Source organism: Sphingobacterium siyangense, from assembly GCF_007830445.1.
Taxonomy (GTDB): domain Bacteria; phylum Bacteroidota; class Bacteroidia; order Sphingobacteriales; family Sphingobacteriaceae; genus Sphingobacterium; species Sphingobacterium siyangense.
In genome coordinates, this window is the sequence record NZ_VLKR01000026.1 from 56,650 (window position 1) to 79,355 (window position 22,706).

20 protein-coding genes, 1 pseudogene and 1 riboswitch are annotated in these 22,706 nt (G+C 40.9%); of the genes and pseudogenes, 9 read left to right on the top strand and 12 right to left on the bottom strand.

Features of this window, described 5'->3' with window-relative positions; translation table 11 throughout:
• Positions 1-59 precede the first annotated feature (59 nt).
• Positions 60-740, top strand: coding sequence for a response regulator transcription factor (locus IQ31_RS20160; protein ID WP_145329631.1), 681 nt, complete (start codon positions 60-62; stop codon positions 738-740).
• Positions 740-2,116, top strand: coding sequence for a HAMP domain-containing sensor histidine kinase (locus tag IQ31_RS20165; RefSeq protein WP_145329634.1), 1,377 nt, complete (start codon positions 740-742; stop codon positions 2,114-2,116). The genes IQ31_RS20160 and IQ31_RS20165 overlap by 1 nt, the downstream gene beginning before the upstream one ends.
• A 70-nt stretch (positions 2,117-2,186) precedes the next feature.
• On the opposite strand, the gene IQ31_RS20170 is transcribed toward IQ31_RS20165, so the two are convergent.
• The 4 genes from IQ31_RS20170 to IQ31_RS20185 form a co-directional block, all read right to left on the bottom strand.
• On the bottom strand, positions 2,187-3,764 hold the full coding sequence (locus IQ31_RS20170; protein WP_145329637.1) for an efflux MFS transporter permease: 1,578 nt from the start codon (positions 3,762-3,764) through the stop codon (positions 2,187-2,189).
• The gene (locus IQ31_RS20175; RefSeq protein WP_070567039.1) at positions 3,764-4,825 is read right to left on the bottom strand and encodes an HlyD family secretion protein; all 1,062 of its coding nucleotides are present in this window, start codon (positions 4,823-4,825) and stop codon (positions 3,764-3,766) included. The genes IQ31_RS20170 and IQ31_RS20175 overlap by 1 nt, the downstream gene beginning before the upstream one ends.
• A complete protein-coding gene (locus IQ31_RS20180) occupies positions 4,825-6,102 on the bottom strand; it encodes a TolC family protein (protein ID WP_070567041.1) in 1,278 nt (425 codons plus the stop codon). Before IQ31_RS20180 ends, IQ31_RS20175 begins: the two co-directional genes overlap by 1 nt.
• Positions 6,103-6,366: 264 nt before the next feature.
• Positions 6,367-7,137 (bottom strand): DUF3050 domain-containing protein, encoded by a 771-nt coding sequence (locus IQ31_RS20185; protein ID WP_070567045.1) that lies wholly within the window; start codon positions 7,135-7,137, stop codon positions 6,367-6,369.
• 210 nt (positions 7,138-7,347) lie between these two features.
• A riboswitch (SAM-I-IV-variant riboswitch) is annotated at positions 7,348-7,441 on the top strand.
• A gap of 67 nt (positions 7,442-7,508) precedes the next feature.
• Between IQ31_RS20185 and IQ31_RS20190 the strand changes: the two genes are divergently transcribed.
• Positions 7,509-7,772: a 5-oxoprolinase gene (locus IQ31_RS20190; RefSeq protein WP_070567048.1), complete on the top strand. Its 264-nt coding sequence runs from the start codon at positions 7,509-7,511 to the stop codon at positions 7,770-7,772.
• Positions 7,773-7,802: 30 nt separating this feature from the next.
• Here the strand turns inward: IQ31_RS20190 and IQ31_RS20195 are convergent, their stop codons facing one another.
• A complete protein-coding gene (locus IQ31_RS20195) occupies positions 7,803-8,108 on the bottom strand; it encodes a hypothetical protein (RefSeq protein WP_075993880.1) in 306 nt (101 codons plus the stop codon).
• A 163-nt stretch (positions 8,109-8,271) separates the two neighbouring features.
• On the opposite strand from IQ31_RS20195, the gene IQ31_RS20200 reads away from it, so the two are divergent.
• Entirely contained in the window at positions 8,272-8,898 is a 627-nt protein-coding gene (locus tag IQ31_RS20200; RefSeq protein WP_115049991.1) for a DKNYY domain-containing protein, read from the top strand.
• Between the two features lie 16 nt (positions 8,899-8,914).
• Here IQ31_RS20200 and IQ31_RS20205 read toward each other — a convergent pair whose 3' ends face one another.
• A complete protein-coding gene (locus tag IQ31_RS20205; RefSeq protein WP_070567057.1) occupies positions 8,915-9,223 on the bottom strand; it encodes a hypothetical protein in 309 nt (102 codons plus the stop codon).
• A gap of 31 nt (positions 9,224-9,254) precedes the next feature.
• Positions 9,255-10,283, bottom strand: coding sequence for a hypothetical protein (locus tag IQ31_RS20210; protein ID WP_070567060.1), 1,029 nt, complete (start codon positions 10,281-10,283; stop codon positions 9,255-9,257).
• A 316-nt stretch (positions 10,284-10,599) separates the two neighbouring features.
• Between IQ31_RS20210 and IQ31_RS20215 the strand changes: the two genes are divergently transcribed.
• The 4 genes from IQ31_RS20215 to IQ31_RS20230 all read left to right on the top strand — a co-directional run bounded on the left by IQ31_RS20215 (position 10,600) and on the right by IQ31_RS20230 (position 13,916).
• On the top strand, positions 10,600-11,295 hold the full coding sequence (locus IQ31_RS20215; protein WP_145329640.1) for a hypothetical protein: 696 nt from the start codon (positions 10,600-10,602) through the stop codon (positions 11,293-11,295).
• Entirely contained in the window at positions 11,292-12,380 is a 1,089-nt protein-coding gene (locus IQ31_RS20220) for a hypothetical protein (RefSeq protein WP_070567065.1), read from the top strand. Before IQ31_RS20215 ends, IQ31_RS20220 begins: the two co-directional genes overlap by 4 nt.
• Positions 12,381-12,807: 427 nt before the next feature.
• Positions 12,808-13,524: a MauE/DoxX family redox-associated membrane protein gene (locus IQ31_RS20225; protein WP_158638927.1), complete on the top strand. Its 717-nt coding sequence runs from the start codon at positions 12,808-12,810 to the stop codon at positions 13,522-13,524.
• A 26-nt stretch (positions 13,525-13,550) separates the two neighbouring features.
• Complete coding sequence (locus IQ31_RS20230; RefSeq protein ID WP_139145023.1) at positions 13,551-13,916, top strand: hypothetical protein; 366 nt, start codon at positions 13,551-13,553, stop codon at positions 13,914-13,916.
• A 76-nt stretch (positions 13,917-13,992) separates the two neighbouring features.
• Here IQ31_RS20230 and IQ31_RS20235 read toward each other — a convergent pair whose 3' ends face one another.
• The 4 genes from IQ31_RS20235 to IQ31_RS20250 form a co-directional block, all read right to left on the bottom strand.
• Positions 13,993-15,354, bottom strand: coding sequence for a RagB/SusD family nutrient uptake outer membrane protein (locus IQ31_RS20235; protein WP_070567074.1), 1,362 nt, complete (start codon positions 15,352-15,354; stop codon positions 13,993-13,995).
• 11 nt (positions 15,355-15,365) lie between these two features.
• Complete coding sequence (locus tag IQ31_RS20240; protein WP_145329646.1) at positions 15,366-18,587, bottom strand: SusC/RagA family TonB-linked outer membrane protein; 3,222 nt, start codon at positions 18,585-18,587, stop codon at positions 15,366-15,368.
• A gap of 2 nt (positions 18,588-18,589) precedes the next feature.
• A complete protein-coding gene (locus IQ31_RS20245; protein ID WP_158638929.1) occupies positions 18,590-20,740 on the bottom strand; it encodes a TlpA family protein disulfide reductase in 2,151 nt (716 codons plus the stop codon).
• Between the two features lie 125 nt (positions 20,741-20,865).
• A complete protein-coding gene (locus tag IQ31_RS20250) occupies positions 20,866-21,240 on the bottom strand; it encodes a hypothetical protein (protein ID WP_145329652.1) in 375 nt (124 codons plus the stop codon).
• 616 nt (positions 21,241-21,856) lie between these two features.
• Between IQ31_RS20250 and IQ31_RS20255 the strand changes: the two genes are divergently transcribed.
• A complete protein-coding gene (locus tag IQ31_RS20255; RefSeq protein WP_145329655.1) occupies positions 21,857-22,399 on the top strand; it encodes a hypothetical protein in 543 nt (180 codons plus the stop codon).
• A gap of 61 nt (positions 22,400-22,460) precedes the next feature.
• On the opposite strand, the pseudogene IQ31_RS20260 reads toward IQ31_RS20255, so the two are convergent.
• Positions 22,461-22,706 (bottom strand): annotated as a pseudogene (locus IQ31_RS20260) (hypothetical protein); the annotation flags it as partial.

The following is a 22,706-nucleotide window of genomic DNA, read 5'->3' on the forward strand; positions in this document are numbered from 1 at the left end:
CATGATTTGGTATCATAGATAAACTTCGATTCATCGAAGTTTTTAACGTTTTTCTTTATATGAAGATTCTCCTAGTCGAAGATGACGTACGTGTCGCAGGATTGATCAAACGCGGACTTGATGAAAATGAATTTCAAACAGTTATTGCCTACGACGGCATATCTGGAAAGAAAATGGCCTTACAACACGACTTTGATCTTATCATAACCGATATCGTACTCCCTAAGATGGATGGATTGGATCTCTGCAAAGAAATTCGTCATATCAAACCCGATGTTCCCATTATCATGTTAACAGCATTAGGAACTACAGACGATAAAATTGAGGGTTTTGACGCCGGAGCGGATGACTATCTGGTCAAACCTTTTGAAATGCGCGAACTCCTAGCCCGCATCAGAGTCCTGCTCAAAAGATATCAAAAACAAGATACACTCACGGGAACAATTTTGCGTTATGGAGACCTGGAAATGAACCTCCATACCAAAAGCGTCAAAAGGAATAATACCGAAATCCATTTGACCCCCAAAGAGTTCAAGTTACTCCATTATTTATTGCAAAATCCCGAGCGTGTCCTTTCCAGAATGGAAATTGCTGAAAAAGTGTGGGAAACGCATTTCGACACCGGAACCAACTTCATTGATGTTTACATCAACTATCTACGTAAAAAAATCGACAAAGATTTTGCAACCAGATATATCCATACTAAATCCGGAATGGGCTTTATTCTAAAACAGGACTAATGCGGATCAGGACACGAATCTCCATATTATTCACGCTGATTACAGCCACCATATTGCTGGTATTTGCCTGTACAGTATATTTTTCAGCGGTGGAGAATCGGGAAAGAGAATTTTACGCCCTATTGAAAAAAGAAGCTTACACCAAAGCAAACCTTTTTTTGAATGCAAAAGTCGACAAAAAGACCTTAGAAGATATCTACCACAACAACCGAAAAATCCTCAACGAAGTCGAGGTTGCAATTTACGACACCCGTTTTGATCTCTTGTATCATGATGCCGTAGATATCGACTTTGTCAAAGAGACACCAGCCATGCTGCAGGATATTCTCAAAAATAAAGAGATACGATTTTATCAGGAAAAATGGCAGGTCATCGGCATAACCTTTCCGTACAAAGACAAAACTTACATCATCACAGCCGCAGCCTATGATCAATACGGCTACAATAAACTGAATAGTCTATTATCTACCATTTTTTTGGTTTTCATTTTGTCTATATTTCTGATCTATGCAGCAGGAATATTCTTTTCCAAAAAGGTCTTTCAACCTATCCTGGAAATGACACAACGTGTAAAAACCATTTCTGCAACAAGTTTGGATGCCAGGCTTACGAGTAGCGGAAATAAAGACGAGCTTTCCGAATTGGCCAGCACATTCAATGCGATGCTCGACCGCCTCGAGAACTCCTTTGATGCCCAAAAGCATTTTGTCTCCAATATCTCGAATGAGCTAAGAACACCCTTGGCCGCCATGATTGCAGAACTCGAGATTTCTGCCAATAAGGACCGTAGCATAGTGGAGTATAAAACTGTCATCGACAATAGGCTAAATGATGCACAGAAACTGAAGAAGTTATTTAATAGCCTACTTGATTTTGCCAAAGCAAGTTACGACAGTGCTGAAATCGCGTTTAAAACCTTACGTATAGACGAAATACTAATTGATGCATGCCAGCAGGTTCTCCAGTCAAGTCCAAATTATAAACTCGACATTTTTGTCGATCCGGCGATTGAAGATGAAAAACTTCTATCCATCAATGCAAATGAGTATCTATTGCAGGTCGCCTTTATCAACCTCATTGAAAATGCCTGTAAATTTTCACCCAATCAAAAATGCCTAATCGCTATCAAGGCGGATGAAAATAGGGTTCAGCTGGAATTTAAAGATGACGGAATAGGCATTGACCCGGTCGATCTGCCCAATATATTCACGCCATTTTATCGTGGAAGCAACAAAGATTATAGCGAGGGAAATGGTATCGGTTTATCGCTTACCCGAAAAATCGTGCTTCTCCATCAAGGCGAGATCAGCGTCCGCTCGGCAAAAGGCGTTGGAAGTGTTTTTAGCATTGATATCTCACATCGTTCCCTATCCTGATAGCATGCTATTTTTTTTTAAGTCTCCTTAACCAGCATATTGTGGTAAAGGAAAAATGTAGCACTGTCAGCTAAGCAGGAGAAATTCTGTTTTTTCTCAACTTTTTATACATGCTTTTCAAGGAAGGCGAAATCAGTATCAGCAAAAGTATGCTGATACTGATCATGGACATGATCTCATAATAATCCATGGCATATCGCACAAAGGATTGGATCTTGACCCGCTCAGCAACGAGCTTTAAGGCGGCTGTATGTTCCTTATACTGCAGTCCATGCTGCAAAATGCTGACAGATTCCTGCTGCAGGTACTCCCGAAATAAGGGATTGCCCACTTCCGTTTGGTCCCTAAAAACCTGCTGGTGCTGGGCATAGTCAAACAACTTGAAAAAATTCTGTAAACCGATACTGCTCGTGTAGCCTAGGTATCGGATAGCAAGACAGACCGCAGCCGCAGAAGCCCCCAATTGCGGGCTGACACTGGTAATACAAAATAAAATGGTGGGTACCATAATAAGCCCTACTCCGAGTCCATGTAAAACTAAGGGTATCCAAAAATGCGCATCATTACCCTGCCCCTCAAAGGAGAAAAACATCCATTGGTGAAACAGCAGCAAGCAACAATAGCCCGAAATCCAGATCCATTTTACGGGGCGTTGCCCAAGCATCCAATACAATGAACCTAGAACACCAGCGACAATACCAGCAATATTAAACCACTGGATATAGGATAAATGAATAGGATCAAGTTGAATAACCTGTACGAGATATTGATTTGAGATGGTCAAGGAGAAGCGCTCAATATACATCATGTACAAAATCAATAAGCCCAAGAGAAAGTTCCTGTTTTTAAAAATCACCAAATGAACATACACACGCCTGAGCACCATTTGCCGAACAATAAAAAGAATAAGCAACGTTAGACCTACCCCGAATATGATCAGCATATGCTGATCGTTAAACCAATAAACTTCTTGTCCATACACCATTAGATAGCCAAAACTGACGATCACAAGACTATAGAAAATGCAGCTTGCCCAGTCTAATGAAAACAAAGGGTAAGGACGTATATGCCGTATGGAGCGCATCGACAGCATAATCAACAATAAACCCGGTACAAATGATAAGGCAGCGTATAGATAGAGCTGATCAAAATTGAATGAATCGATAAATTCAGCCGTGACGAAAGTATTAAATGGGGAGCTGCAGAGTAACATACCAAAAAAGACAGCATAACTTACTTCCTTAGCCCGATCGCTTTTCAACCGTGAGAATATCATGGAGATCGATAAGTTTACGGCAGAAGCAAACAACATCCCTTGGAAAAAGCGCAGGCCATATACCCAGCTGATATCGGTGATGCTGTACATCAAAAAGCAATTCAATAGCTGTAGAAGATTAAAAATAATGTAGTACTGCTTGATGGGAAAGTATAAAAAAAAGCGCCGTTCTAAAACGTAGAATCCAACAAAACCAGCATAAAACAAAATGATCAGAAACTGGACATCACTGGGTTGTGCACCGTAAAATCCAGCGGTGACATTTGTATTTGCACCCGGCAGGAAAAATAAGACCATACTGGGCATCAAACTGCTAAACAAGATAAGCTTGATCAACCACTCCGGCACCCATTCTTTAAAAATTCCCTTCACTATTTCTGTTTTTTTGATACCGATACATTCACATTCATTCCCGAAAGAAGCTGTTGGGCTCCCTTTTGCTTATCCAGCTCAATGCGCACAGGTACGCGTTGTACAATCTTCACAAAGTTGCCCGTTGCATTATCTGGCGGCAAAAGGGAGAATGCAGATCCAGTAGCCGGGGAGATGGAAATAATTTTTCCATAAAATTTTTGATCCGGATACGCATCAGCAACCACCTCAACCCTATTGCCAAGATGCAAATAGCGGAGTTGTGTTTCCTTAAAATTAGCGGTTACCCAGGTTGGGGTTTCTCTATTGACGATAAAGCCCAAAACTTCGCCAGCACTTATCATTTGACCTTTTTCAATCGTGCGTTTGCCAATCTGTCCATCGTAAGGTGCGCGAATAACGGTATAGCCGACATCAAGCCGTTTGCGGCCGACAGCTGCCGTTAAACGAACACGTTCGGCATCAACCACACCTTTTTTCATATCCACATCATGCACACGCTCCTGTGAAGCCTGTAATTTATGCTTTAACGAAGCCAGCTCACTCTTATACACATCCAACGTCGCTTTTACATCCTCCAGTTGCTGTGCCGTTGCAGACTTTTCCTGAAACAAATAATTATATCGATCATATTCCAACTGTTGCTTGGTTACCCGAGCCTCCCCGGCAGCAATTGATGTGCGTAAAGATTCATGTTCCGCCTGGAGAATTTCCTTTTGACTATGAAGAACATTGATCTCTGCAGCTTCCTTATTGACGGATGCCGCTACCTGATCAGCCTCATATTTATATTCCTTATTATCTATAAGCAACAAGGTATCACCCCGTTTAACCAATTGATGATCGTGATAATGCACAGAAACTACATATCCTCCTACCCGGGAAACAATGGGATTGATATACTGCGTTACCTGTGCATCATTTGTGTAGGTATACCGCAGTCGCATCCATAATGCTTGAGCGCCCCATAACAACAAGGCCAACAAGACAATTCCGGCCAACCAGTTGGTGATTCGAGTGAGTTGTGCCTCCACAACTGTTCTTCGTGATTTAGGTTTCATTAGATAGTACCCTTCAAAAATTCGATAAAATAATAATGTTTCTGTATCGCAATATGTGCGGTTTCAAGATCAAAAAGTGTTTTTAGGTATTGCATATCAGCATCCAATAGATCCGTAATCAAAGCCGATGATTTAAAATACCTGTTTTTTATAATTCGTGCATTTTCCTGCGCCAACGCCTTATTGTTTTGACAGACGTCCTGCTGCTTAATAGCCAATTGATAATCCAACAGGGCCTGTAACAGCTGATTTTCCAGAATCTCCTCTTCATGATGGTGTTTTACCTCTTGTCGATCCAATGCGATCTGTGCTCCGCGCACCACGTTTTTATTGAGATAGATAGCCGAGATCGGTATGCTTAATTTGAGCCCTGTGATACTCAGATTATACCAGCTGGGATTATAGGGATACAAGAAGACCTGTGGATTGGCAAAGGTAAATGTGCTGGTCAAACCCAACTCAGGAAGATAATTTGATCGCGCCTGTTTGACCGACAATTTCTTCAAAACAACTTCCTGTTCGGATTTTAGAAGGGAAAAAGCATGGCTTCGCGCTTCGGCAACAAGCGCTTCATAGCTGGGGCTTTCCACTTTAAAAGGTTCGGTCAAGGGGATAATCTCTGCTGTAATACCGCCAATTAGCTGCAGCTTCTGATTTGCAGCCTGAATATCATGACCGATCTGCACGAGCAACAGTTCCCGCTTCGAAAGTTCCAACGAAATACGCAAGACGTCACTGTGTAATACCACGCCCGCCTTATACAGATGCTCAATCTCCTTGAGCTGTACCCGTTGATCAGCAATATCCTGCTCGATTAAAGATCGGTTACTATACGACAGTTCCAAATCCAAAAAAAGATTGCAAACCTCCAATTTCGTCTGTGCTGCGGCATTCTTCCAATCGATTCTAGCCAGCTCATTTTCCAGTTTTTTGGACTCTATTTTCATTAGGTCCCGATGCCCATTGTAGAGGTTCAGATAAAAATCCAGGCCGCTATCGTACAAGTAATGAATGATATCATGCTGGGAAGGTTTATTTAAAAGCCCCTGGTCATATACAGGCATATTACTTGCATAACTAGCAGAAGCTCTGGCGGAAATCTTAGGGAGCAACTCCATGCGTTGCTGCTGTACTGCCACCTCAGTTTCTTTGAGCTGCAAATAAGACTGCTCGATGTATTTACTGTTCTGTAGTGCTTTGTCGATCATGTCTTTCAGCGACATACGCAAAGAATCGAGGGCGAAGGTGTCCGAAATAGCGCATACTAACAATCCCATGGTTAGTATGCCTTTTGCCCAATAGGGAGGAAAAAAGTTCACGTGTGCTATGTAATTTTTTTGCGTTGCAAACTTAGACACTTATTGGAACTTGGATTTCTTCACAAACGCCAATATGTTATGGAAAAAAGACATTTTTTCATCAATTCAAACAAAAAGACCAATATCTGCCAAGAAGTCCTTACAATATCCTTTTTTACAGCACATAAAAAAGGCCTTTCAAATCATGATTTGAAAGGCCTTTCTCGACGGTATAATAATAGATTATCCGTATAAGGAATCTTCTATTGCATTCCACAACTGGATTCTCTTTTGTAGCGCAACTTTACTGATCTCTTTCATTTCCGTCCATTTAACCTCATCGTCCTTCGCAAGATCTGTGATCATCTGCATCGCCAACGGTCCATGCTCGTCGCCGTCAAGATCAATATGGCGTTGAAAATAATAAATAAAGCTATCCAGATTGGCTGTAGGAAAGTTTGTTTTAATTTCTTCCAAAATAGAGGTAAACATTCCCGGGATAAGATCTTCGCGTCCAAATGTAAATGCTGCAGCAATTTTATGCACCTCGCCCTCAGCAATCACTTCGAATGTAAAATTCAAAAAGTCTTTGATCCGCTTGTCCAATGTGGTCGTTGCAATGACATCGAATATGTTGCTCGATTTTTTGGCTTGAGCAATAAATTTGTTGACCAGATGAAGGTCGGCACCCATGGCATCCATGGCGTCCAGATACATCTCAAAATGGCTCAAACGGCGGCCATCAATGTATTCATCCGACTCCTCAGCCAATACAATTTCGTTGATTAGATAGCGTGTTGATGGATGCTCACTCGCAAACCAAGGTAAAGTCGTACAGGTCAATTTAATCTGTAAAGCTTTTAGTAAAGACATAAAATCCCATACAGCGTACACATGCCCTTCTGTAAAAGAACGTAGATTCTTGATCGTTTTGATCTTACGATATAAAGGGTGTTGCAATAATACCTCGCGTTCGGCAGCAATGTATTCGTTAATTTCCGCAATTCTATTCATGGCGCAAAAGTATTGTCTTATCTCTATTTTTAAAAGTATTTTCGATGAGATTACAGTAACATGATAAATTTTTCGCCCAGCTATCCGCTTCATAACCAAATCACAGCCAACCACGCGCCTCGCTTTTGACCTCCGTATTCCTGTTGCTAACGCCCATTTACCCTTAAAAACAAAAATATTTTTTATTATAAAAAATAATCTACTATATTTGTAGAGTATTCAGAATTGCATGATGCAATACCAACCGAGTGCAGGCACCGCGGTGGTAAATTAATACGGGTTTCGACCAAAATAAACGTCGCTGAACGATTATTTTCCCCAACAAGATCTGGATACAGTTTATGGTTTAATCCTTTAAATTTTTAAATTGTATGGCTACTACAACAAATCTTTACCAACACTTACTGGAAAAATTCAGTTATTACTCAACAGATGAACTGATACAGCTCAACAATGACACCATTTTGGGACAAGGCTGGGGTTCAGCCAAGGCAACCTTTAGAACAGCTTTGATCAGTACGTTCTCCAAAAGAGGATTGGATCTTTCCAACATCATTTCCAAGGAAGACGGTTTTACCTCGGTGAAGCATGTCCCTGTACGCTTGGAACAGAATGTCCTGATTCCTTTACAGTAATCGTTATCGGCAAAAAAAGGTAGGCCTAGCCTACCCTTTTGTCAATGAGTGATGATATTTTAACGTATGATTGAGTGAATGTGCGGTCTGCCGGGCATCGTCCTGATAGGACGATAAATCTTGGCAGGCTCTGATATCTGCTACATCCACCTTGTTTCTTACTTTGCTGATGACCTGATTTAATTCCGATTTCCAGTTGCCCGGATCGCCAAAATCGTCCACCCAATTTTTGTTGATAAACCTTTTATAGTTCAAAAGCAAAATATACAATTCCTCACCACTACCGGCGCGATTGATTGACGTGCGCCAGTTCTCTAATTTTTCTTTAAAACTCATAACCAGCAATATACAAAAAAATATTTGGATTCCAAAATAGTTGCATTTGAAACGGATAAGGATAACGAGAAATAAAATGATAAAATGATTAAACCTTCGGTGAATTATCTTGGTCATAAAGGAGGGATTCAATATAAATATCATATTATAAAACAGATACATTATGGCCTTTATCCACTTAAAAAATATGCTTGTTATTTCCTTTGCATTGCTATGTATATTGGAGAAAAGTATTGCTCAACAAGGTCGTCACAATAAAAGATCTACGTCTCAGACGACGTTTCGACATGACAGAGAAAACGATTATGTCAACATAGGCAACCGGATCTTCTACAGGGATAAGATGGTCGAAGGTGTCGATGCACGATCTTTCAAAGACCTCGGCAATGCTTATGCAATAGACAACTGGAATGCCTATTATCGTGGCGTTAAGATTAAAGATGTATCGCCACATTCTTTCCAATCACTTGGTTGGGGATATGCCAAAGATAGTTGGAATGCCTATTATCGTGGCGTTAAGATTAAAGATGTCTCTGCGCCCAGCTTTAAAATACTGGATGAAGGATATGCCAAAGACAGTTGGAATGTCTATTATAGAGGCAATCGACTAAAAGATGTATCCGACCAAAGCTTTGTTCTTCTCGGTGATGGATACAGCAAAGATAGCTGGAAAGTCTATTATTTTGGTCAGGAGATAAAAGATGCAACTGCTTTTACATTTAAATATCTGGGCAAAGGTTATGCGAAGGATAGCTGGAATGAATATTATAGAGGAAAAAAATTAGAATAGAAAATAGACCACGGGATTATTCTATTGAATAATTCCAATTTCCTAATCCTTTCGGTATCTCCCAGGATTCGGCTTTGGTCTTGTAATTATTAAAGTGACCTTTTTCCCAAGTGGTAATATGGTAACCTTTACAGAACTTACAATAATAAGCCCTTTTGCAGGCATCTTTACCCATCCTGTGTTTGATACGTTTACCATCCAGTTTGTTTTTCATCCGGGATCTGAACTTAAAGTGAAGCATTGCCCATTGCGCCTCAATTAAAGAAGGAAATCCAACTTTACCAGTAGCTCGGCATTTCCAGGTATTGTCCCTTACTTTTTCCATAATCTATCTATTAAAGTTCATCTATTCAATTTTATTGCTCCTTTTCTATTGGCACCTGCATCATGACCCATTCTCTGATATGTTTTGCAATTTTATCGGATACCTCAAAATTATACCTTCCCTCAAAAGGGATTTTGAGCAGGATACGCAATCGGCCCCGTTTCAGTTGCAGGCAAGCTTGGATCATATCCAAAGGTATAGCCTTATCCCGGTCTATCTTTTGTACAAATCCCTTCGTGCTATTGACAACTTCCTTTAAGCTGCGCTGCTCGCCACAAGTCAGATTTTCGTCCATCGCAGTTCTTAAATAAAGGCTGACTATACCATTTTTATAAGTAAAAATCCCGATATCCTTATAGGATATCTTTTGGGACAAGATTTTATTATTGAGCAGGAATACTTCCTGTTCCAGATCCATGGATCTTAACAGAGCTAAGTCTATTTCATCCATTGCATCCACATCTCTATCTTCCCCTGCTGTTTCCAGGATCTCTTTCAGCTCTTCGATGCCCGGAGAAAGCAGCTCAATCTGCTCCTGGAGATCTATCGTTCTTGATTCCTGCTGCAGGATAGTTTCTTTCTGTTCTAAAATCAATATTTTTTGCCTGTGGTAAACAGCGACGTAGAAATAAACTGTATAGGACATGTTCAGGACCAGAATACCGCTAAATATGACCATTAAAGGAAACAGCAGCCATTCATCCTTCGCCTGTGGATCGGGGCCAATGATCCAGAACAATAAAAGCGTCGGAAGTATGCAGCAAAAAAATAATTGCATACCGGCGCGTTTTTCGGGGTTAACCAGCCAGTTCTGCTTTTTGTCTAATATTACGATAACCAATCGTATATAAAAGAAAATAATCGCTACCATCAATACAAAAAATAGATAGCTATAGGTTACCGGCCAGTCTAAAAGCCATTCCGCCAAGGCGCCCCGATAGCCCAGATACCAACAGAATCCTCCAAAAATGAAAGATGCAATCAACTGCCAGATCCCATCGGGATACTGCACCGTCAATGTTCTATTATCCTGATATCTATTTTTGCTAAAACTTTTCATGTACAGACGACATTTTAATAACGCTATTAAAATTTACATACTTATTTTTGTTATATAAATTTAGCCAATTATTTATTAAACGATGTCCAACTAACTTAAATCAATGCTTTTGCATCGTTTTACGGTTCAAATAATTCCCCTGCTGGATGAAAAATTTAATTCTTTGTTGCTAGAAAATCCTATTTCGCTGTCAAGAAATTAGCCCTCATTGTAAAAAATTGACCTTCATTGAAATGGTTGGGATATTCACTGAAATTTCATGCTATAGTGGGTAAATTTATAGCGTAAAACTTCACTGATTATTAAACCATAAATCATGAGGACGATAAAGAAATTTAGACTGCTATTTAGCCGCAATTATGTATTTATTGCAATTGCTGTACTGATTACCTTATATGGGATTTTCTGGGCCCGGTCACATAGCGAGCGCGTCTATAGCATCGGGGCAATGATCATTCTTATCCCATTTCTGGAAATGCGTGGCCAAGAACGCGTCATGCAGCTTTTCGTTATCTTTTTTGTCTGTATTCAGGTCAGCAGCATAGCACTATTTGACCGCCTTCCCTACCAGCTGCTGATCAGCTCACAACCCTTTTGGACAGCTGTAAAAAAGGGCATACCGACAGCCTTTATCATCTGCGCAATGGCACATCTGTTTTTCTGGAGAAAGACAGACCTTTTCAAACTTTATGGGATCCAATTTCCCATCATGATCATTGCATGTACCTGGTATATCCGTATGCTGCTGATCATGGCTAATTGCCAGCATATCCCAAATGCAAAAGCTGTACGCATACCCGCCATTGTTATCCAGAAATGCCCTGCTTGCTGTGACCTATACGAACTATGGTTTTCGTTCAATTATGAAGGTGAGGAAGAAAAAGTTTCGATTAATGTCAATCCCCAACTACATGAACAGACCAATGAAGGAGATTCACTCATACTTCAGATGCATCCCGGGAGATTTGGCTGGCCATGGTACCATAAGGATATCAAAAGGAGGTATAGATGATCGTAAGTTTACAGAAGCTGACAACGCTCATAGAAGCCTTGGTTTATCTTGATAACAAAGATATTCCAAACCATTTGGGTGAGATCACCGAGGCCTGCAATACTAATTTTGCATTGGCACTACAAGCCCATCGGGAGATTATTCAGGTAAATAATGCACGTCAGGCTATCCAAATCTACCATACTCAATTGTTGCGGCTACACTCTTTGTTGTATAGCTTCTGTAACGTGCGTAAAATTGTGAGTTCTGCAGCGCTATTTGCCTTAGAAGAATTACTTGAGCGAATCGAACAGCTCTTTAAAAAAGATATTGATCCCTGTACGCCGCTGCCAGAGCATTATTATCTGAGGCTGCATGAATATGTATACGAACATATGCCCTATATTCTGGATAAGTTGGCTCAGAAAAGCATACCTAAAGCCTATCTCACCGAGATCCTTTCGGGTATGGACAGCCTATTTGAAAATGGCAAGATTCCCTATATTCAATACCGACATCAGGACTACCTAACCAAAATGATCGAATCACTTTGCCAATTGGCTGAAGACAAGCGCCAGAGTAAAAACTGGCATTACCGCTTTTTGATTCTGATGGTCAATTTCAATTTTAACCACATGGGCTTCTTCAATCGCTGGAAAGAACTTTACAATTCAGACCCATCCTTTATGGATGCCTTGTTACGCTTCCCCAAACACTTCTCCTGTATCCCGGACTTTGCATATGATAGCAACCGTAGGAGCTTGCTCAAGTTGATGCGCGGGTACATGGAGGATGAAAAAATCTCTCCATCAGCAACAATGCAGGATTATCCCCAACAATTTATTCAAAGCAATTTTAATGGCAAAGAGCTCAAACTTTGGATGCATATAATTGTCAAAGCGAATATTATGTGGTCTTCGGAGAAAAAAGAAGTTGCCGAAGTATTTTCCAGGCTTGTCAAAACGAGGGAAGGCACCTTACTTTCGGCACATAGCCTGATCCGAATGGACAAAAGTGCCGAATTTCATACAGCGCTCCGTATCCGCAAGGTATTGAATACGATGCTTGACGAACTGAATAGACAGTTTCCTGAATTAAATAAATAAAACATAAAAATTTAAAAAACAGGGGGTATGCCACCGCTACACCTCCTAAACGTGTTCATTCTACCCATCAAAAACAGTCCTAATTATGCGAAAACTGACCGTTTTACCAAGAATCCTCTGCGGATCTTTTTTTCGCATACTACATCTTCATTACATCCCAGTCGTTATTTAAATCCAATAGAGGCAGGTGCACTTTCCAAATTAACCATTTCGCTACACCTGCGCCGGCCTATTTTCCATACTACCTTTGTTTTACAGCGTACGAGAAAGTAGAAGCTGACGCTCAGGCAGGCCGCTGTACCGTATATGGAGGGGCAGGTACGGCGCCCTGTTTTTGAAACGGCGAAAAATAATAAAACAGCGATAGGAAATAATAAATACCATGATCTAAATAATAAAAGTTATGGAAAGGAATAAAAAAAGCAACATGATATACAAGATCATCCGGGCAGCAATGATACTTTTTTGGGTCTATGTGGGGATGGATAAACTCTGGCAGCTCGGTGCATTCAAGATCGCCCTTGAGCAGCAGCCTCTGATCAGTTATCTGGCTCCGGTCATCTATTGGCTACTTCCGCTTATGGAAATTGGTGTTGGCGTATTGCTGGCGATACCATCAGCAAGGCTGCGCGCTTGGGGATGGAAAGTTTCGACGATACTGATTCTCGTTTTTAGTATTTATATCGGTCTGGGGGTATTGAATGTATATGAAAAGAAACCCTGCATGTGTACCAGCTTCTTGAGCAATATTTCTTGGATAAAGCATCTTTTTGTCAATCTCGTCATTCTAGGTCTTTCGATAACCGGATGGCGATTGCATCGTAAGACGATCAACTACGGCGAGCGTGCACTAACAGGCCGAACAAATATCGCATTATTCCTGATAGGCTTTATGGCAATGGGAGCCATCAGCTACTGGAATATCCACTACACAAAGTCAAAAGATATGTGGTACACACCGGACAGCATTTACGACTACTGGGACCCCAATACCGCCAGCAGCAATATAAAAAGTTTGCTGGCATCCAAATACGATCGGTACACAGGACCGTACCGACAATTATTTACCAAAAGTTTGCAGACCAACAACCTTATTCAACAATTATTGGTTTGCAAGACAGAAAGGAGGGTAGCTACATGCTAACCAAATTTTTAAACAATTATGGCTACATGATATTAGGAGGAGCCATGATTATCGGATTCTCAGCATTTAAAGGTGCTGAGGCTTATGCAGGAAAAAAATTAGATCCTGTGACTATCTACTTCCATGGAAGCACCAGTTCTTCGTCAGATGTGCAAAATCAATCACTTTGGACCGAAACGCCAAATGATGAAGACTGCGGGTCTGGAAATAATGCAGCATGCGCCATGGAGGCTGACGCTTCTGATCTTACGGGTACCCCTGGTTCTCGTTCTTTAAATCCGAGCAGGATTACACTGAATGCGAATGCAGTTGGTTCGCAATTCATTCCGTCAAAAAATACGGCGGCAAGTAATCCTAGTAGCCAACCTATATCTCCAATTAATAAGTTATAGGCTTGGAAATGCAGTTTTAACTATGTTTATACTGCAAGAATGCCCCGGGATAACTTCCGGGGCATTCGATTAAATGTTATAAGGGATTCTGTTCCATCCCAGTCAGAAGAATAATATCTGTCGGCAAGGGTAAAGCATATCGATTTGAATTCGGTGCCAACTCATACTCGGTTCCACTTATATACCGCATCAACTTAATATTATCGCCATCATATTTGTTGTAACGCTTTATATCCATCCATCGCAATCCACGCATGAGCAGCTCTTTACGCCGCTCTTTTTTTATCAACTTGAGGGCGTCCTCTTTATTAAATCCAACGTATGGGATGAAATTCCCCTTTTTAATTCGCTTCATCAGTAAGGTATTCAGGTCATCCAAACCACTTTCGACGTTTCCCAGTCGGATACTGGTCTCTGCCCGTATCAAGAGCATCTCATCAGTAGCCATACCTCCGAATAGGTTAAAAGCTGATGTATAATTACCTTTAAAACTACGGTACCCATTTCTAACTTTAAAAAACAGCATTTTCCGAATATCATTATCCGCATAACTTGCATACAGCATCGTATCCACCAGACCATAACTCGGATGGAGGTTCGGATACGACGTTGTCAACTGGGCATAAAAAACCGTCTCTTTATTCAAACGAGATAAAGGATAAGGCTTCAATAGGTCTGAGGAAGAAAAGTCGTTATAGTCTATTAAGTCTTTCTTAACTTTTAAGACCTTATCCGCATAATAAAATGCGCTATCGTACTTTCCAATAGAGAGATAAGTTCTGCTCAATGCCCCATAGCAGGCTATTTTTGAGGGGCGCATAGGCGATTCAGCGAGATCAGGAAGTAATCCTGCCGCTGTTACCAAATCCCCGATGACCTGGCGGTAACAGGCTGATACCGTACTGCGTTTCGAAGGTACCGACTGGTCCGAGGTCAGCCGCAACACAATTCCCAAATCAGTATCTGAGGTTTGCGGATCCCAGGGCTTGGCAAATATCCACATTCCCTGCAGATACTGATAAGCCCGAAAAAACAGTGCAGCTCCTTTTATCCTATCTTTTTCACTTTTTACCCCTTCAATCTTTGGCAATGCATCCAGCACCACGTTAACCTGATAAACAGGGACGTACATCAACGCCCAATCATCGGGATAATTGTAGGGAAAACCTACCCAAGTATAAAATCCTCGGGACTGATCATCCACCGCATTAAATTCCTTTTCAGTAAAGAAATAGTCATCCGAATGAATATCACCAAACACAGGAACATTCATGTTCATATCAATCGAATTATCCAAAATTCCTTGTAGGCTTTCAAGTGTATTTGGACTTTGAAGCGAAAAGTTTGATTTCTCTTCTAAAAACTTACTACATGACATTAAAGAAAACAAGAGCGGCAAAACGGCCAACATCTTGATTAGGTTATCATTTATATTCATGATTTTTTTATTTAAAAATTGACATTAAGCCCTAGGGAATAAGTAGGATTAGGTGTTAACCGCCCAGAAAAATCAGGATCAACATCTTCTTTATTACTTTTCCAGATCAATCCCAAATTACTGGCATTGAGAAACAAGCGGGTATTTAACTTTTTACTGCCCAACTGCCACAGATTCCGCCACGAGAGATTGACATATTCCAAACGAGCATGATCGCCTTTCAGCACATTGACTTTACTTCCCTGATAAAAAGCATCGCGATTCGCATCAATGGGATATTTTACTCGAGGTACCTGTGTATAATTTTCATCCCCTGCTGCCTGCCAACGCTTTTCATAATCCGCATACGCTTTGCCGTACATATAAAAATTGCCGCTAGTGGTTGCCTGTCTGCTGAAATAGTAATCGGCTTTAAAGGAAAGGTTAAATGATAATTCAAAATTGCGATAGGAAAATGTATTGATCAAATTTCCAAACAATTGTGGAACCGCAGAACCTACGTATACAATGGTCTGGTTATCTTTAATTTCCCCTACGGTTGAGTTTCTTATCTTTTGATAATCAGTGGACAGTTCACCATCTAAGAAACCTTGTGGGTCGCCATTTTGATCCAGGCCACCCCAATTAAATGCGGCGATGGAATTGAGCGGCCTACCGACTATTGGCATAGTAGTCGTGCCATTTCCCACCAAATTGATGAGACCAAACTGGGTAGTGTAGTATTCCAGTACCTTATTCTTATTCAAGCTCAATAACACGGCAGGCCGCCAGCTAAAGCTCGGCATCCTGATGGCTTCGGCAGACAAATTCAACTCGGCACCTTGACTTTTAATTGAAGCGTTATTCTTTACTGTCGTGTTGGCTTTACCAAATACTGTATAATCTATTAATGAATTGCCGTAGAGATCTGTGCTCTTTTTCACGTAATAATCAACGCTTCCCGTGATTCTACTTTTGAACAATCCAAATTGCAGACCCAGATTCAACGTTCGCACCTTTTCCCATCGCAAAGATGGATCATTCAAGGTACTGATCACAAAAGCAGGATAATTGGTATAACGTCCGCTGGTGGTTTCAGCAACGGGAAGAGGTGTCCGCGAAGGATCAATATTGCCACTGTAACCATAGGTTGCTCTCAGCTGCAGCACATCTATCGCTTTCCAATCAACAAACTTCTCCTTCCCCATTTGCCAGCTAGCACCTACCGACCAAAACGGATTAAATTTATCATTGGTATTTACACCGAACACATTCGCCCCATCTTTACGAACACTTGCCGACAGACCATATTTTTGCTTGAATAGGTAGGCCATATTGGCATAGTTAGCTACAAATCGATTCAGGGATTTCATGAGCGACAAATTTCCCTGAATGGCAGCATATCCACCCGCGGGTAGTGTTGGATAAAAGTTTGCATAATCCACCACTTTTGTGCGTATCGGATCGGCGCTATAACCGTAGGAAGTATTCGATGCACCCTTAGACAATACTTCTCTAATCTCTGCGCCTAAAATACCATTGATCTGATGGGGGCCGAATGACCGGTTGAAATTGAGCTGTCCTCTCCAGGTATATGAACTGATATCCGCATTGTTTAGATCATAAATACCTCCAATAGGAATCGGATATGTTACCAAACCAGATTGCGGGTCGATATTTGAAAACATATTGACCATATTGCGCGTATAATAACTATCTGCTTGTGCGATCCGTTCCATAGTATTACGCTGAAGCTGGTACTGGTAAGACACGGTGGCTGTTAGGTAAGGCATAATATTATATTTAGCCTGTACGATGGAATACAATTCGTTTTTTCGTGTTGTCGTGCGATCCTGCTCATAGTCATGCAATGGGTAATAGTTCCAATCCAGCAACTTATCACCATAAAATTCATTGAGGTAGTTTCCCCGATACGCCGTATTAAATGGCAATGCGTCCCCCGCCGCATTTATAAATTCAAAAAATGGCACATATTTACCGCCATATTTAAATAGGTCAAATGCCGGTGCGCCAGAACGCTGCCTCTGGGTGAGAAAATTCACATTGAGATTTAACTCAAACTTGTCTTTCCAATGAAATGAATTGTTTAGGTAAAGATTGATCTTATTGTCCTTCGCCTTATTTTCGGAAAGATCCACGGTATTACCGACACCAAAATTATATCTGATTACATTAGAAGCGCCCGAAATGCTGGCAAAAGACTGCTGCAACAATGGGTTTCTCAGAAAAGCATCGCTGTAGGCCTTTTTACCATCCATCACCAACAGCCTGGAAATCCTATCGGCCGAATCCTGCGCCGAAATCAATCCTCTGCGCCGGGCCAGGAAAACTTCGGCTGTAGGCGTCAAAGCAAGGTATGGGCTCTGCTCAATTTTTCCATCATAGTAGCCCGCATTAAAAAGCTCCTGTTCGGCCAGGATATAATCCAAATTTGCTGGCTGATACAACCTATTATAATCCGTGATTCGTTTGGTCGTGATGGTATGAGAAATATTGACAGTTGTCTTTTGCGATTTATTGGCGGCATTAATACTGGTCATTACAATGACACCATTGCCCGCTCTCGCTCCCCATATCGAAGTGGCGGCAGCATCCTTGAGCACAGTAACTGATGCAATGCTATTCGGATCGATATTGTCGATATCGCCCTCATAGATAAAACCATCGAGCACGACCAACGGATCCTTAGAAGCCTCTATTGTACTGAGGCCCCGAATTGAAATATTTAGCTTCTCATTGCGGTTGGGTTTAAACTCGAAAGTCCCCTTACGGAAACCAGGTGTCACATTATTTAACCGGTCAAGGATATTGGTTCCCACCTGCTGGTCGAGTGTCTTTTTATCCAATACCTGAAAAGCTCCTGTCATCTCATTGGGTCGCAGCTGCTGATATCCCGAACTCACCATTACCTCATCCAATACATTAGCCAAAGGCACTAACATAATCGTCAGTCTTGAAGTTCCAGACTTGTATAACACGGTCTCACTATGATAGCCGATATGGCTTACCAAGACGCTGTCACCATGATTTGCCTTTAGTGCAAACTCTCCGTCACTGTCGGATTTTGCTTGGCTATTGTCCCCTAATATGATAATTGAGGCACCTTCAATCGGTTTTTTATTTTCGCTATTGATAACCCGCCCCACCATTCTTGCCGAATCGTGCTGTCCAATAGCAAAGTTTGCCATCCCCGAAATAATTAGGAATAACACCATTAATATGATTTTTCTCATACTTATATCCCCTTATCTGCAGAAAAATAAACATACTCCACTTCTTGCGGTGCTACGGTTATCTTGGCTCCAAGTCGCTCCAACAACTGAATGAGTTGTGTATCCGTATACGTCAATAGATCCGCTGGCAGATCGAAGTCGACATTTATATCATCAATATCGCCCAGCAGCACAGGCTTATTCAACAACCAAGAGAGTACATGAAGACTATTGCGCAGGGGAACGTTTTGAATGAACTTTTTATTATTCGATGCGTCAATTGCTTCAAGTGGAATATGGCCTTTGGTCTTTAATTTCCTCACTTTAGGCGTAGAGTCGATACGCCATACATCGATCACTTCTTTCCTGATTTTCCATCTAACCCCAAAATTATCCTGAATGTCATGGATCATTTTCCGGTACGGATCAAAGTCGATACGATCTTTTGGGTACCGCAAAAAATAGCAATATTCATCTGTGTAGCGCTGAGGTGTTTTGAGCGTTCTACGGATTTCATTTGCTACATTCGTATCAAATACCCATAGGTTGCGTTCTATACGATGACCAGTTTCACTCAAATATTCATAAATGCGCATGGTTACTGATGAATTCAGGAATGTAAATTCCTTTTCATCTCCCTTTTCTTTTATCTGCACGCCCATTTCCCGAATCCCCTCCCTACGTTTACTCAGGTAAGAGGAGAACAGTTTGAGTGTATCCGTAGACAGACTATCCTGGACCTTATACTTAAAATCGTCCTTTATATAGAAATTCGCTTTCTTGCCGTCCAAAATCTGACGTACATTGTCCTCCTGAAGTTCGGTTGTATAGGTAATTGCTTTCACGACACGGTCGTTTCCGATCCACACGACATGCGGTATCCCGCGATGCGGAAATAAGGCATTGAATATGGTATCTCCAATAATATACGGAAACTGAACATTGAGCTGATAATTATCTTTGTATTTTTTGAGCACCCTATCAATTCTTGCCTGATCGTCACGCGTTCTCTTGCAGTTGACCAGTAGCACATCAAAATCGCTTTTGAAAGTTGCCTTCAGCTGATCCAATTTCGGAAAGCTTTCGATGCAATTGGTACACCACGTAGCCCAAAAATCTACGATAATCAGTTTATTATCCTGATAATCGCTAAGAGAAATCGTTGAACGTCCTTTGCTATCGTTATAAACAGGCATTTGGAGGTTCCACAAGCTTTGCGGAATGGTATCTCCTATTCCAAGCGCTTGTATCTCAGATAGCCCATCGGCCCCGCTGTCCTTGCGGGGCGTCTGAGCCGATAAACTAAACATAGAAACTAAACATAAAAACAAGCATGACAAAACCATGCGATGCGCACGCTTATAATCTTCAACAAATAAAAAGCATTTTAAAGCCTGCTGAACAACTAAACCTATTGATCCAAGCAAAGTATTGGCTCGCAACACCAAAGCCTTGCAGATCGACTTAAAGAACCATAAAACAGATCGTTCAGATTCTACTTCATAAGTCAATCTAGCATTTCCCACCTGCTGAAAAGCTTGCTTTTGTTGTGTGGGTCTTGTGCAATCGTTTAGTTGTCCTTGTGTATAACAAGGGCTTAGCAAGGGTGAACCTAGGGTCGCGCTATAGTCAAGCTTGTGTGTTTCTTGTGCCAAGCTATAGTCGACCATTACCAGATTATTTCCTGCCGAATTTTTACATTTCATCGGATTTTCATCGAGTCTGCATCGGGTTTTGATCGGTGTAACCCGATGAGATCCCGATGAAAACTCAATACCAATAGCATGAAAGGCAGAAGTTGGGGCGAAGTTGGTCAGGCAAAAGTCCGAAGAAGGTGATACCTTTTCCTCTCTTCGGCTGGCCTTCGGCTCAGCTTCGAGACTTCTTCGGGACATGGTCGAGACATGTTCGGGAGCTCTTCGACTCGGCTTCGGCAGGGCTTCGAGTACGCTTCGACTCCTACCCGAAGCGCAGTCGAACAACAGTCGAAGCATTCCCGAAGATGAGGCGACGCTGATACGACGCAGTGTCGAACGATCCTCGAACAAAACCCGAAGGCTGCCCGAAGAATCTGCTTTTTTTAGAAGTTTCTGAGCGCTAATCGTACAGCGCTTTTTTAGCAGGATCGAGGTACCTTTAAAGTACGTTTTTCCTTGTCTAATTTTCTTACGCAAATTTTGCGTAATTAGTACTATATCTGTGCTTAAGTAGTGCTTCACAGGTACTTGAAATATATAGGTTATATAGCCCTTTAATAAGGCTAAAAATTTCAGGATATTCATTATTTTTTTGTTAGTGGTTACTTTGATAACCTACTGAAAAACTCCGCGACCTTTTTGCTCAATTCTAGCTCTTTTCCGATGCGCTCTTCAGCTTCTGCTGAAAGTTGCATTTTACGCAGGTCTATATGGCGATAATTGGCGACATTGTAGGCGATCAATACGCGATACAATGCAGTTGCAAATTCCTGCATTTCCTCATCTTTCAGGAGCCTATTCTCTCCTGAGCCACCATCAAGATACGTGCTCAATAGTTGCAGTATATTAGCAGAAACAGTCTCTAGCGCATAGTGATTCCAGAATGCTTCAATCTCCTTTATAGGGTTGTAATCGACCTTATGAACATCATAAATCATCCAGTCAAAAGCAAATTGTAGCGCTAAAATCCTTTTCATTTTTCAGTAAATCATCTGTAACCGAAAGTACATAGCATCCCCTCTCCGATCGAAATCAGCTTTTTATTGGGAGCCTGATGTCACTCAGTTCACATTTGTAATAATTAATTCATTCTGGAAGCCAGAGCGCGTTTGAATGAGGGGTCACAAGGTGTATAATATTGGCGTTACGCACTCCATGGCAAGAGAAGCCAAATCTTATTTGGCCAAACCAGCCGAGCTACTCGGGGGCAGTGATGATGTTTTTTGCTCTTTGCTTTTTGTTCATAACTCGTTTATTGGTAACGAGTCTTGTCGGTAGGTCGCCTAATGATAAATGTGGGACTGCACACCGTACCTGAAATAAAGTTTCTGACGCCTTACACACCACGGATTTACAGCAGTACCCACATCTATCTGTTATGCAAATATAGCATAAAAGTATAGACATGGGTGTTTAATCTGCTGTCTTGCGGTGTGGCGTCAGAAAATACAGGCACAAGACTCTTTGATTTAAACACCTAAACTATAGATGACTGATCTAATATTTTAATAAAACAAAGATAGTAAAGTGGTTTTAAAAAATCAAATTATTACATATAAACATGATACATATTTTTCTTTACCAACTTGGAAAATGGCAAAATCAGTTTTTATCTTTCCCATACAACTCTTCAGTATTAATGCTGTTAGACGTATAAGAATTCATTTCAATTTATCTGCTAGCCAGCTATCCAAAGGCATTGGAAAAAGTTCCAACTATATTGGGACAATGGAAAATGAACAGAATGAAGGAAGCTATAGTGACGAAGTTTTATCAGATATAATACTTTATATCAATAAATTTATCAGTGAAAATCCTAGCTTAGAACTAGAGTTTAAAGGGAAAAATCATTATACAATTTATGATTTATATCCTTCAGAAGTAGTAAGCAACGAAAAAGTAGCTAAAAAGGTCGATGCTATTCCTCCTGGATCTGGCCCAACTATTACTTTAAATGCCGTAATAGAAGCGACAGATTTTTTTAAAACTTCTCATACGTTAAAAGAAATTGTTGAAGAGTGTAATAGAGTTCAGAACAAGAATTGGGTTTCTCAAGATTTTACTCAGCCTTTGGAAAATGCAGTGAAAGGTAAGAATAAAAGACTCAAAGTCACATGTGTCCTAAATAAATTTTAGGATTGGATTTCTGTGGTACAGGCATAGCTTTTTTCATCATTTCGATATTGACCCCTATTTTTCAATCTGCGAAGATCTTTAGCTGTCCCTTTTTTCCTTTTATAGGCGGCCTGAAAAAGGGATCATCTATCCATTGCCAGATGTTTATTTTCACGAAGATATTCATTCTGATGAATGCGACCAGATTGGACAGGTTCCAGTCATATTTGGCCTTTTTTTGCAAGTATTTTAACAGTAATATGCCAATGAGTGAAGTCCAGATCTGGATCATCACTGCATTTTCAGAAGTCCCTATGAATGTCGATAC

Coding starts and splice junctions, on each gene's coding strand:
- IQ31_RS20160 (WP_145329631.1), top strand. CDS start 60: ATGAAGATTCTCCTAGTCGAAGATGACGTACGTGTCGCAGGATTGATC.
- IQ31_RS20165 (WP_145329634.1), top strand. CDS start 740: ATGCGGATCAGGACACGAATCTCCATATTATTCACGCTGATTACAGCC.
- IQ31_RS20175 (WP_070567039.1), bottom strand. CDS start 4,825: ATGAAACCTAAATCACGAAGAACAGTTGTGGAGGCACAACTCACTCGA.
- IQ31_RS20180 (WP_070567041.1), bottom strand. CDS start 6,102: ATGGGATTGTTAGTATGCGCTATTTCGGACACCTTCGCCCTCGATTCT.
- IQ31_RS20185 (WP_070567045.1), bottom strand. CDS start 7,137: ATGAATAGAATTGCGGAAATTAACGAATACATTGCTGCCGAACGCGAG.
- IQ31_RS20190 (WP_070567048.1), top strand. CDS start 7,509: ATGGCTACTACAACAAATCTTTACCAACACTTACTGGAAAAATTCAGT.
- IQ31_RS20195 (WP_075993880.1), bottom strand. CDS start 8,108: ATGAGTTTTAAAGAAAAATTAGAGAACTGGCGCACGTCAATCAATCGC.
- IQ31_RS20200 (WP_115049991.1), top strand. CDS start 8,272: ATGGCCTTTATCCACTTAAAAAATATGCTTGTTATTTCCTTTGCATTG.
- IQ31_RS20205 (WP_070567057.1), bottom strand. CDS start 9,223: ATGGAAAAAGTAAGGGACAATACCTGGAAATGCCGAGCTACTGGTAAA.
- IQ31_RS20210 (WP_070567060.1), bottom strand. CDS start 10,283: ATGAAAAGTTTTAGCAAAAATAGATATCAGGATAATAGAACATTGACG.
- IQ31_RS20215 (WP_145329640.1), top strand. CDS start 10,600: ATGAGGACGATAAAGAAATTTAGACTGCTATTTAGCCGCAATTATGTA.
- IQ31_RS20220 (WP_070567065.1), top strand. CDS start 11,292: ATGATCGTAAGTTTACAGAAGCTGACAACGCTCATAGAAGCCTTGGTT.
- IQ31_RS20225 (WP_158638927.1), top strand. CDS start 12,808: ATGATATACAAGATCATCCGGGCAGCAATGATACTTTTTTGGGTCTAT.
- IQ31_RS20230 (WP_139145023.1), top strand. CDS start 13,551: ATGATATTAGGAGGAGCCATGATTATCGGATTCTCAGCATTTAAAGGT.
- IQ31_RS20235 (WP_070567074.1), bottom strand. CDS start 15,354: ATGAATATAAATGATAACCTAATCAAGATGTTGGCCGTTTTGCCGCTC.
- IQ31_RS20240 (WP_145329646.1), bottom strand. CDS start 18,587: ATGAGAAAAATCATATTAATGGTGTTATTCCTAATTATTTCGGGGATG.
- IQ31_RS20250 (WP_145329652.1), bottom strand. CDS start 21,240: ATGAAAAGGATTTTAGCGCTACAATTTGCTTTTGACTGGATGATTTAT.
- IQ31_RS20255 (WP_145329655.1), top strand. CDS start 21,857: ATGGCAAAATCAGTTTTTATCTTTCCCATACAACTCTTCAGTATTAAT.